Consider the following 11,379-nt stretch of genomic DNA (forward strand, 5'->3'; position numbering starts at 1 on the left):
GTCACAGGCAGCGTGGCTGACCATGTTGGACGCATCGCCCCACGATTTCACTGAAAAGCGACATTTCAACATTTGCTGAAACCCGGCATTTCAGTGAAATCCGCGCGGTTTGCTAGTGCTCCAGCAAACCGCGATTTCCGTCTGGCGCGTCGCGGTCGATCAGATTGGTTTTGCAGGTCAGCCTGGTGCTTTGCGACGCCGTCCCGACCGTCCCGACATCCAATCAGGAGGAAGCCGCATCCGGTTTCTTCGGCGTCGTGGGCAGCAGATCTTCGATGCGCGTCTTCGGCTTACCTGGCTCAAACACCCAAGCTCGCGGAAGGTTTGCGTTGGATTGTCCGTCGGTTCGGACATAGGGGCCGAGATTGTCGAGAATCTCAGCGACATCCCAGCCGACCACTCGCGCCGGAAACACGGCGTCGTCGTTGAACATCCGAATCGTCGCGTTATCCATATATCTGTTGGCAACGCCCACGCCACCGCTGTAAATCACCACCGGCGCCACGTAGTGCGCCTTGCGCATCATGCTGTGATCGAAGCCCGAACCCCGCACCAGGGTCACCGCATTACCCGCATCGCTGAGTGTGCCGGTCGGAACGATGGTGAAGTATTGGTAGCCGGCCTGTTTCGTCAACTCGGCACAGCGGTACATAAAGAACTTATGCACCTTGTCCTTTGACGTGTGGCCATTGCCAGAAAACTGGACGGTGTAGGTCTGATCGTCAATCTTGTGATCTGTATATCCGCCCGTGAAGCCATGCTGCTGGTACGGCGTGCTGCACCCTGCCACCGCGCTAACTGCCACTGCGCCCAACACGACTCGCCATCCGATTGCTCTCATCTCGCCTGATTCCCGTAGCTCTGATTGACCTCCGTGAATTACGGCGCGTTACCTCGATTCTTTAGACAAAATGCATCGCCGCGCTTTAAGTGTTCGGGTTGCGATTACAGACGTCGTTCGCAAGTGTTCGAAAACTAAAGAGAATATGCCGCTTCTAGCGCGATTTGATAAACGCTTCTAATCAGCGTTCCGACCTTGCTCGACTTGCAACGCCCCGCTCGAAACAAAGCTTCTATAGACCTTGTCGATAGAAGCGAGCGTCCACTGCGCCTCGTCATCGTCGGTATCCGCGTTCGGCCACATCTGTAGTTCAGCGCCGAGATCGAAGAACAGCGACATTGCCTTGTCCACCTCATCGTATTGCACCGACTTGAGAAACTGCCCATCGAGAGCCTCGAACGGAAGCGCGATCTCGGCCGGCCGCGAATCATCCGTCGCCGCAAAGTCCCAAGCGCGTAGTGACCAATGGCATGTAAAGAGCAACAAAGACCAATCGCCACGGAAGGACACCTTCCGTTTCAGTCTTCTTAGCTTCTGCTCAGGCGACAAGCCCTCGCTCGTCGGCAGGGGTTCCCTCACCTGCCGATGCGGCGTGCCAAATTCGATGAACACGCAACTGCCGTGAGTGTGACGGACATGCCATGCGGCTTCGCCCAGAAGGGGTTTAAACAGCGCTTCTATGTCGGGGGTTGCGTTCATTGTTTGCCGCTTGGGGCAATGCTGCGTGAGGTCGCAGTCATTGTGAACTTCGTCGAGCCGTACGACGCTTGCATATGGACGCGTTGCCGTCGCTCGCTACGCCGTCAATTACCGAATCGCTTCTTTACTTTTTATCTTCACGGAGGCCACGAGCTTTCTCGATCTCTTTCTCCATCTCCGCGGAGATAGGTTCGTCCAACGACAATTCAACCAGTTCTCGCTCTGCGAGCTTAGGAAGCAAGGATGTTAATCGCTCAAAGACATTCAACTCAATCAAGCCCCATTCAACCAATCCGGTCAAGTATCCATGCCAGATCAACGCGACCGAATCAACATCCCCTCGCCAGCTCAAGTGGCGCACGATCCGCTCTCGAAGTTCATCTTCCGTGGGAAAGCTAATATTTGGACGCTTCAATTCAAGGTGCCTCACGATATAGACGCACTCACTTCGCCCCTAACGCCAAGTACATCGTCATACCCAATAGCACGCTGCACAACCAGCATCCAGCAAACCATCGAAGCGAAGAAACAAACTGAGCTCGCTCTTCCTTTCCTCGTTCGTTCAAGTACGCGTCCGAAAACACCGAAATGCCAGTGACGGCACGTGCATCAAGTATGGTGAGACCGGGTTTTGAACAACTCGCCATGCGAAAGAAGAAATATGCGGCCAAAAAGATCGCGCACGCGGCCGCAAAGCAGAGCATACAAAACATCGCTGCCCCTATGCTTGTAAACAGTCGGATTGACGGCGTACCGTGCCCAGCGAACGAACTGTTATATGTCGCGGCGGTTAGAGCAACCAACGTCGCAGCAACTATTGCGCTGCGACCAAGCCCTTTGGGTGCATTCATTGGACACATCCTCTTAACGACCTTAGAGTGACCACCAGCGTTCAAATTGTGCGAACTGGTCTCTTATGCTCCCCAATTCATCTTCATCAAGATGAGCGCGGAACTCCGCACTTGCAGCATCGCCCGCCACAGCCTTGTTCTCAAACCTCCAAACCAGTGTCGGCTTCTCGGACGTCATTTTTATTTGAAGTGTGAAATGGCGTCCCATATCTTTCAACTCGGCACCCCCTTCATCGAGGCGTCTCAGGTCGAGAACAAAGGTATCCCAAGTGGCGCAATCAAGCCACATGTACCCTTGATACCTTAGTGTGTGTCCAAACTGCACCGACTCCATTGCTACTTGCACTCGCATCGAGGGCATACGTTCATCCAGCTTGACAACTTCGATGCACAACTGAAGCGGATTGTTGATTTCTACTTTCATCGCTCGAATGTCATTGCCCGTCGGGCGGGGCTCCTCGGTACCGTTGGCGGTCGTGCATCCATTCGTTGCGAACGCGAGAGCGCAAGGTCAAAGGGGAGTGCGACAACCCTCAGGCAGTGCAGTAGCTCACCCACCTACATCCGGAAATCTTCTCACCGGAGAGAAATCAACCTTCCATACATCTAACTCGTAAAGGTCACCGTACTCGTCTAAGTAAACTGCCACGGAAACGGGCACGCCGTCGCTATCAATCAGTTGTCTTTCTACCAACCTCGCTCCAAAACGGCGTGGCATCACGCCGTCCGCGATGAAGCGAAGACTTCCCATTCCACCATCGTTCAGCTCTTTGACCTGGGCATCTACCAGCGCACCGAGAAGCCGAGCTTCGTTAGGCGCTCCGGCGATGAGCGCGGCAATTAGCTCCCTTTCTTCTCTTTTCAATACTCTCGGTGCAGCCATGTTTAACCTGGTGACTTCGGTGGGGAACCACTCGCAACGTTGGCGAAGCTTGGTCTGCATTGAACGCTGCATGACCTTCAAGTACCGACCGCACATTGCTTTTCATAGAGCGGCGCATTTCGAAAAAAAATGTTTTAGGGTGAACGAACGGCACTTTTTTATTCCCTCCTCGTTCGTTCCAGTGCGCACCACCTTTCGGTCCGCACTCGAATCCCTAGACACACCGTTCGAGGCATTTTGCCACCGTGTCTGAACTGCAAAAAACCTGTGGAAGGCGGACGCTCAGCAAAGGCAATTAGCTCCATGGCACACGAGACTCGCATTCTGCTTATACGTCGAAAATCTTGCCGCGTTTCTGCGACTTCTTAACGACACGCCTCAAAAGCTTCAACCAAGGCGCTCCCCAGGTCGAAATTTTTCAATTCACGTTCAACAACGGCCTCGAGATTTGATGTTCCGCCTTTATTTTCATAATTCAGAGATGGCGTCATTTTTACAATTCCATTTTCACTGTGCAATCCAACTGCTTTGGCTCCTTTTGACAAAGCTGTCCAACTTTTTACGCCGGCAGCCTCCAGCATCGGCGCCTGAACTGCCTTCCATTCATTCTGACTGGGGTGTTGCACCCCTTCTTTCGAGCCATCTAGTGCACGCCTAATGATGCTATCAAGATTCTCCGGCGCATCCACGGCAACAATGTAAACGGGGCCCGATGCGACCCACAGCCCAGTGGTCGCTTTAGAGTAACTCTGCATAAAAATGCGCCCCTTTCTTAGCAACGCGTACGCCATTTTCATATAGCACCTTCAGCCGATTCCTGGAAAACAAAAACGTTGAATTTCGCACCCCTCGAAGAACCGTGCCGAATCGCCAGAGCAAAAACTCGCTGCTACGCCCCGCAGTACGTCCAGGCAAGCCAGTCGAGAATGCCTACATCGAGAGCTTTAACGGACGATTCCGCGACGAACGCTTGAACGAGCAATGGTTCGTCTCGATGCGGTACGCACGGCGATTGATTGAGCAATGGCGCATCGAGTACAACACGGAGCGACCGCACAGTGCGCTGGGCTAACATTCTCTATCTCACCCCCGTCGGCACAAGACTAGTTATCGGACTGACTCGCCTGGCCCATCACACCCTTCACGATAAGGTCGATCTTGCGACGACCAATCGCGCCGTACTGCTGTTGCAGTTGAAGCAGCGCCACGCATTCATCTTCGGACTGTGGCTTCGATGCCTTGATCTTTGCCGCCACATCCGCAAGTTGGTCATCCTGCGCGAGAATCTCCGGCGAGGAGGTCTGCATAACTTTCTTCAGTGCTTGGTCAAAGCCAATGCCCTCTGTCTTCTGCAGATATTTGACAGCTACGCCCAGCTGAACGCCGTTGCTATGGTTTGCCTCGCGAGCCGATGCGACGCCGCTTTTGTACGCGTCCGAGTCGAGACAGTCGTAGGCGAGACAGTGTGTCGATAGCGCCGCCAAGGCGACTGCCAGATACTTGGTATTCATGTTGTGTCTCGATTGAGCGGATAGACGTCGAACGTCCCGATCACTCCAAATTGAATCGAAGGTCCTTAAGGACCTGTTGGTCGCCCCACTTGAACGAGCAAACGCGAGCGACTTCGACGCCGACCATCTTCGAGCCCAGCGGTCGCTTTTCGCTAACTGGAAGGCACCCGCCTTTGATCGTGACGGTGGGCGTGCCTTGTTTGCTCAACGGAAACTCAACGCCAGCATCTTCCGGAATGGTGTGCGTGAGCGATACGTCTTCCACATAGTCATCGGGCAATGACAAGACCATCGCGTTGTCGACCCACAGCGTGTAGTAATCGTGCTGAAACGGCAGTTCAGCGATGCAAAGCTTCGACGTGTGCTGGTCAATCGTTTGAGTCTGGCAATTCGGCGCGGCCGCGACCGCCGGCAATGCGAAAAGAGCTAAGCAGATAGATGCAAGTGACTTCATTTTGATCGTTCGAAGAGATACACGATGGTGGGCGCGAGATGCGTGTTCTGTCCGTCAACGCCGGACAAGCACATCTCGCGGGTATGGGGTCAATCAACCCTTAGCGTTTCGATCCGCACTCGAGCCAGGTACCGACGTGAACAGGATGATCAAGATCCGTCACATCCGTCGTGCTTTGCGCACAACTTTGCTTCCCGTTGAAATGGAAATTGACGTGGTAGACGTGACCTTTCTCCGGTGTCAGCGATGAAACCAAGGGACCACACGAGTTCGAGCCGGGATCTGTGTCATCGCCATAAATGCCCTCGACTTGAATCGGGACACCCGGCTCCGCGATGATCGTTCTCGAGGGCTTTGCTCTCAACACCGCCTTGTTGACCTTTTCCGTGAGATGAGCGATGCCCGGCAGAATTACGCCTCGGCCACTATCAAATACGGTTCCCACTGGCTGAAACGCCGTGCACGCTTGATCCGACGTGCTCGTCAGAAAGCGTACGAACATAGGCATCCCGCTTGTCGTCATGACGATCTTGGCGTGATCAGGATCCGCGACAAACGCGTCAGTGCCGTCGACATGACTACGAGATTGTTCTTCGTGTGAAACTTGCGGCGCAGGTTGCTTTGTGGCGCATCCGGTGATCAGAAGGACTGAAGCGAATAGCGCCCCGATATTCAGTTTTGAGTTGATGTCAATGATTCGCATTGGTCTGCTGCCTCTAATATCTTTGTACTACGACGGAATACGCACCGAAGTTCGGTGTCCGCTCATAGATTTGATATCGGCAACTGCCGCACGAACTGAAGTCGTTGCGCGCAGAGTTTGAATTCAGCAACCGAGAATCTCGCACCGACTCAAGTGCTCGGAGACGCAACATCGATAAGCAATCAAATACCAACGCTTACTGAGTAGCCTCTGAGCATTCTTACACGCTCTAAAATTACATCATCAATCAAGGCTTTCCGAAAAGAATCGAAATAATTTTCCGAACATACCTCGAGACGGCGGCGACCAATCCGGGGCGAGAAAATCATAAATGTCATCGTATTGAGGCAAGGGGTGTGTTTTCATTAGCTCCATGGGCACTAAGGGGTGGTCGATTTCCACGTGAATTCCCCGATGCCAGCACACCTTCGTCTCGAGTGTCGCAAGCCCTGAAAAATAATACTCCATCAACGCATTCTTCTCGGGCACACTCGCATGCCTTGCAATCAAATCCTCTAGCCCTGCCTTCTCCCCCCTCAACAACATAGAAAAGAAATCCTCCTTTGTGTTCACGGCCAACTGATCATACTTCCGACCTTTTCTTGCAAGATTATTAACTTGTTTCTCTAGCTGCTCATCGTCGCGTTGAACAGCAAGTTGCCACATTCGCACCTTATATTCCGAGTTTCGAGGGTTTTGACATTGATCAACGAAGTAGTCAAACTCCAATGTTGTAACGGATTCTATGAGCTTGGACGATCCGGATAAAAGCGCGTATAAAATATCCGTCGGCACCGTAAATTTCTGAAATCCATCAATGGCAATTGCCGCCAACTCCAATCGACACGCAGTATATAGATTTTGCTTTAGTTGCACCTGATCCTGCTGTACGAAATATTTATAAAATGCAATTACCAGATGACTATGTGCAAGACTGCTGTAGCATGCGCTCACGTCTATCGGTTCGATACGGCGACGAATCTTTTCTGCCGTTGAAATTCGACGATTCATTGCCGCTTGAAAGCCTCGTTGTTTAATTTCTAGTTTATCAGCGCGCACAATACTCATTTCGATTTACCTACGGTCATGCCGCCCCACGGGGCAAGGCCAAAAGTGGACAAATCAGGCCGTCTAACTCCAAACTCAATGGCCGCAGCCTTTTGCAATTCGTCGCTTGTAATGCCGCCCAGTAGTTGTTGCTGCTGTACTTCGATCCCCTGCGTCGCGACCGGATCGCCTCGGTAGAGCGCGAGCTCTCGTTAGAGCGAAGCAACAGGTGCCGCCGCCTTTTGCGGCCTACTATTCGCGGGCACGGTAGAAATCAACCAACGACGCAATAAAATCTGGGTCAACGTCTACCTCAATGGATTGCCAGTTTCTCATATTATGCCGATCAACCAGAGAAGAAAGCGCAGCCGTAGCATTAAAATACAATGCATTCCACAAAGTATCGACCGGCATTTGTGCATTCGCATCCCCGTGCAATAGAACGTTTCGAATAGCATCATCGCCTCGATTGCGCACCAGATCTCCACGGTGTGTCGGAACCAAAAGACCACACGCGACATTTAAGCAAATGAAATCGACAACCCCTCGCCGCCACCCATCATGATCCGGACCATACTGTCCACCACGATAGTTGGGCAGAGCCGCATTCGGGGTGAAATCATCAAGGCTTGCAAAGAGTAGCTGCTGCTGATAGTCGATTTCTGGAAATGACCGCATACACACCTCATTTAGCGGGAAATTTGAATTTCGCCGCTTGACCACTGTTAGCAGCAGGCACAGCCGAGCTATTAACCCGTACCGTCGCCGTCGTAGCTTCATGCTCGTCGACGCTTGATCAAGCGGACGATATGTCACGGCGGTTCCGACAGGCAAATTAGCCGCCCAGTTTCCTTCAAACGTCGTGGGACTAGACCGCGCCGAAAAGCCCTGTCTCCCGCGTCCATTGCGAATGCGAATATGCATTCAGCGCCTACGCGCTGTCGACGATGTGGGCACGACGATCAGCGTACCGGCGCTTTCATGGAACTGCGCATTTCATAGAAAATGCCATGCGGAGCGCTTCAGTGCTTTTCTCTGTACGACAAAGCATATGATACTTATGATTACGCGCGGCGCCCGACCCTCGGAATGCAACGGCCTGCTGAACAGGTCTATCCTTACGCGGATTGCTCACCCGACTTTTTGATACTTTCTTATGGCTACTGCGCACCATCCGATCGCTTCGATTGAAAGCGCAATGATGAATGCAACCCTAAAAATCCACACAATTGTGCCGTGGTTTGCTATTTGACGTGCAGACATGGGCGTTAGACCCCAATGTTTAGAACCCCAGGCAATGGCATCCGGAAGATAGACAACTCCGATGTACACGAGGGCTATCAGCGTCACTCGAGCACAAGCTCCTTTCCAACCGCTGCTTTGCAAGAGTCGGTCGAGTCGTGATTGCTTCATTTCATTTTGGTGCTGGTTGGCTGACTTTTCAGAGCCTCAAGTGCTACGACTTCGTCGTACTGAGGCCAATCTTCTCGCACGCGTCTGAGCGTCCCCAAGACCAGTTCATCCGGCACGTACGCCGGTTGCACCTCCAGCAGCTTTTCGAATGGCGCGTCCATAAGCGGATGATTGAGTGTCGGATTTGCCAGGCCTTTCAGCTCGCGCAATCGAAACAGGAACAAGATTTCCAAGGGCGTGCGTGCGAACTCCGAGCAATCGTAGAACTTCGTCTCGCTGTCCATCCTGGACTCATGAGTGTGACGATCACAAGCGGCAAGTAACCACGGCGTCAAGTCATCGAGATCAGGACGATCCCAACGCTCCAGGATGCCTTCGTAGATCGGCTCGTCGTACCCATACGCGGGCCAGTCATGTGTGACATCCCCACGCCACAACGAAAACAGCCGCAACACGAAGACGTGCACTCTTCGGTGTTTATCGCTGTACGAGATCTGGAGTTGATACCCGCGGTTGAGCGCCGCAAACGCTAAATACCCGTGATAAATGCCTTCCTGAATTCGACCAAGAATAAATTCCCAAGCAGTCGCTTCCATCATGGACTCCCAGCTAAGCATGCGCAGCGGCTGGGGATGATCTGGGTACAAGACGCGGAAATTCTGATGCCAGAAGAAAAACAACTGATCGCAGAAAGCCCGAACCCCTAAGGCAAGCGTCATCTCTTGCTCCCAGGGTCGTCCAGTCAGAGCGAGTATTTCGGCTTGATGCCACAACTCGGCGCTCACAGGTACATAAGTCGAATTCGGCGGAAGGTTTACAGTGTTTCCCGAATCAATCCGATTGTTGTAGGCCTCGACCTTCGCGAGTGGTGTCCGATTCGAGACTGACTTCGTCAGGCGATTGACAATTGCCTTCCGCGTCGGCCAGTGTTTGGCGACACCCGCGCTACTTATGCTTTTTAAATCGGCCATTGTGTTGGTGCTGTAGCCACAGTTCGTATAGAGGCACTCGTTGGATGCACCATGACCTTACGAGCGCGAGATCAGCTCGCGTAGAGATGCATGTCGCCTTCATCCAGCGCACAAGCGTGTCTTGGTCTATTTTGCTCGACTCAACTGCAAAATTAATGTTGCTGTGAGTGTCCCCAACCCGCGGCGACTTACTCAACCATCGAACATTGAACGATCCGTCCGCTTTAGGTGACTGCTTTCGTTTCCAATAGACCGTCTCACACCTCCCGCTCTGCGGGACAAGCTGTTCCAACTCGCGCACATCAAAGTTACGGTTGAGCGGTTCCCACCAGCCCCACTTTTCCGGCAAGACACGCGGCAGCAAATCGCTGTACAGGCGGACCGCGTTGATGAAGTCATCGGCATGGAACATGGACTTCGGGCTTAGCACGTTAAGGCATATCGGGACTTTGTTTTTCATTCAACGTCTCTTCCTCTTTCCCTTCCAAACAGTAACGCCACCTGTTGGCGGATCGACCACGCGAATCGAGCCCTGTGGGCGAGAAATCCGTGCCTGCAGCGGTTTCGATATTGCCTGTGTGTTCGAGCTCACCATAAGTCGAACGAGATTTCCCGTTGCCGCGTGTCCGCCTCTGTTACTGCTGCCAACGACAGGGTATCAAGCACGGCAAACGGCCTCACGTCGGCCTTAACGCCAAGTACATTGCGAAACCCAATAGCAGACTGCACAACCAACATCCTGCAAACCATCGAAGCGAAGAAACAAACCGACTTCGCTCTAGCTTTCCTCGCTCGCTCAGGTAAGCGTCAGAAAACACCGACATACCCGTGACGCTCCGCGCGTCGAGCACGGTCAGACCAGGTTTCGGACTATTCGCCATGCAAAAGAAAAAATATGCGGCCAGGAAGATCGCACAGGCGCCAGCAAAGCAGAGTACCGAAAACATCGCTGCACCTGCACTTGTGGCAAGCCTAACTCGGGCCGTCCCTTGCCCATCGAACGCGCTGTTATATATCGCCGCGGTCAGAGCGACCAACGCCGCCACAGTCATTCCACCAGCGCCAAGGCTTTTAAGCATGTTCATTGGACCAGATGCTGTTCGCACTACGATAGACGTCGATCGCTCTGATCACTCCATATTGAAGCGAAGATCCTTAAGAATCTGTTGGTCGCCCCACTTGAACGAGCAAACGCGAGCGACTTCGACGCCGACCATCTTCGAGCCCAGCGGTCGCTTTTCGCTAACTGGAAGGCACCCGCCTTTGATCGTGACGGTAGGCGTGCCTTGTTTGCTCAATGGGAACTCCACGCCCGCATCTTCAGGAATGGTGTGCGTGAGCGATACGTCTTCCACATAGTCGTCAGGCAACGACAAGACCATCGCGTTGTCGACCCACAGCGTGTAGTAGTCGTGCTGAAACGGCACTTCAGCGATGCAGAGCTTCGATGTGTGCTGGTCAATCGTTTGAGTCTGGCAATTCGGCGCGGCCGCGACCGCCGGCAATGCGACAAAGGCGAAGCAGACGGATGCAAGTGACTTCATTTTGATCGTTCGAAGAGATACACGATGGTGGGCGCGAGATGCGTGTTCTGTCCGTCAACGCCGGACAAGCACATCTCGCGGGTACGGGGTCAATCAACCCTTAGCGTTTCCATCCGCACTCGAGCCAGGTACCGACGTGAACAGGATGAGCAAGGTCCGTCACATCCATCGTGCTTTGCTTCCTGTTGAAATGGAAATTGACGGAATCTTACTGTGCTTTCAACTACCGACCCGTCACGTCCGGTTTAATCAGTTTAATGGGAACAAGCTCCTGAATATCTTGAAGCAACCTAGTTCTTGCGTACAACCCAATAAGCAGATGATCTTGCGGTGAATTTAGTGTTTTTGCAATGACCTCATCAGTCTGCGTCGTCTTCGCCTGAATTAATATTTCATGTCGATGCAAAGCATATTCATCTGCAAACACAATTGAAAATACCGAGTCATTATATTTCACCACAT

Annotated in this window: 13 protein-coding genes and 1 pseudogene; 1 reads left to right on the forward strand and 13 read right to left on the reverse strand. The window is 52.8% G+C overall.

Annotation, left to right across the window (positions count from 1 at the left end):
- Nucleotides 1–223: 223 nt before the first annotated feature.
- The 6 genes from ACMFWR_RS23295 to ACMFWR_RS23320 form a co-directional block, all read right to left on the reverse strand.
- A complete protein-coding gene (locus ACMFWR_RS23295; protein WP_413197055.1) occupies nucleotides 224–817 on the reverse strand; it encodes a CC0125/CC1285 family lipoprotein in 594 nt (197 codons plus the stop codon).
- Between the two features lie 201 nt (nucleotides 818–1,018).
- Nucleotides 1,019–1,540, reverse strand: coding sequence for a hypothetical protein (locus tag ACMFWR_RS23300; RefSeq protein ID WP_413197056.1), 522 nt, complete (start codon nucleotides 1,538–1,540; stop codon nucleotides 1,019–1,021).
- Nucleotides 1,541–1,664: 124 nt separating this feature from the next.
- Complete coding sequence (locus ACMFWR_RS23305; protein WP_413197057.1) at nucleotides 1,665–1,970, reverse strand: hypothetical protein; 306 nt, start codon at nucleotides 1,968–1,970, stop codon at nucleotides 1,665–1,667.
- Nucleotides 1,971–2,413: 443 nt separating this feature from the next.
- Nucleotides 2,414–2,815, reverse strand: coding sequence for a hypothetical protein (locus ACMFWR_RS23310; protein ID WP_413197058.1), 402 nt, complete (start codon nucleotides 2,813–2,815; stop codon nucleotides 2,414–2,416).
- 126 nt (nucleotides 2,816–2,941) lie between these two features.
- Entirely contained in the window at nucleotides 2,942–3,274 is a 333-nt protein-coding gene (locus ACMFWR_RS23315) for a DUF6984 family protein (protein ID WP_413197329.1), read from the reverse strand.
- 365 nt (nucleotides 3,275–3,639) lie between these two features.
- Nucleotides 3,640–4,071 (reverse strand): hypothetical protein, encoded by a 432-nt coding sequence (locus ACMFWR_RS23320; protein ID WP_413197059.1) that lies wholly within the window; start codon nucleotides 4,069–4,071, stop codon nucleotides 3,640–3,642.
- Between the two features lie 107 nt (nucleotides 4,072–4,178).
- On the opposite strand from ACMFWR_RS23320, the pseudogene ACMFWR_RS23325 reads away from it, so the two are divergent.
- Nucleotides 4,179–4,346: pseudogene (locus ACMFWR_RS23325) on the forward strand (integrase core domain-containing protein); the annotation flags it as partial.
- A gap of 31 nt (nucleotides 4,347–4,377) precedes the next feature.
- Here ACMFWR_RS23325 and ACMFWR_RS23330 read toward each other — a convergent pair.
- From ACMFWR_RS23330 to ACMFWR_RS23360, 7 genes are all read right to left on the reverse strand, one after another.
- Entirely contained in the window at nucleotides 4,378–4,785 is a 408-nt protein-coding gene (locus ACMFWR_RS23330) for a hypothetical protein (protein ID WP_413197060.1), read from the reverse strand.
- 40 nt (nucleotides 4,786–4,825) lie between these two features.
- Nucleotides 4,826–5,239 (reverse strand): hypothetical protein, encoded by a 414-nt coding sequence (locus tag ACMFWR_RS23335; protein ID WP_413197061.1) that lies wholly within the window; start codon nucleotides 5,237–5,239, stop codon nucleotides 4,826–4,828.
- Nucleotides 5,240–5,339: 100 nt separating this feature from the next.
- Nucleotides 5,340–5,942 (reverse strand): hypothetical protein, encoded by a 603-nt coding sequence (locus ACMFWR_RS23340; RefSeq protein ID WP_413197062.1) that lies wholly within the window; start codon nucleotides 5,940–5,942, stop codon nucleotides 5,340–5,342.
- Between the two features lie 243 nt (nucleotides 5,943–6,185).
- A complete protein-coding gene (locus tag ACMFWR_RS23345) occupies nucleotides 6,186–7,010 on the reverse strand; it encodes a hypothetical protein (RefSeq protein ID WP_413197063.1) in 825 nt (274 codons plus the stop codon).
- A 231-nt stretch (nucleotides 7,011–7,241) separates the two neighbouring features.
- The gene (locus ACMFWR_RS23350; protein WP_413197064.1) at nucleotides 7,242–7,667 is read right to left on the reverse strand and encodes a hypothetical protein; all 426 of its coding nucleotides are present in this window, start codon (nucleotides 7,665–7,667) and stop codon (nucleotides 7,242–7,244) included.
- 731 nt (nucleotides 7,668–8,398) lie between these two features.
- Complete coding sequence (locus ACMFWR_RS23355; RefSeq protein WP_413197065.1) at nucleotides 8,399–9,373, reverse strand: hypothetical protein; 975 nt, start codon at nucleotides 9,371–9,373, stop codon at nucleotides 8,399–8,401.
- Between the two features lie 1,130 nt (nucleotides 9,374–10,503).
- Nucleotides 10,504–10,917, reverse strand: a complete 414-nt coding sequence (locus ACMFWR_RS23360; RefSeq protein WP_413197066.1) for a hypothetical protein — start codon at nucleotides 10,915–10,917, stop codon at nucleotides 10,504–10,506.
- Nucleotides 10,918–11,379 lie beyond the last annotated feature (462 nt).

The sequence above is a fragment of the Pararobbsia alpina genome (genome assembly GCF_965118125.1).
Taxonomy (GTDB): domain Bacteria; phylum Pseudomonadota; class Gammaproteobacteria; order Burkholderiales; family Burkholderiaceae; genus Pararobbsia; species Pararobbsia alpina_A.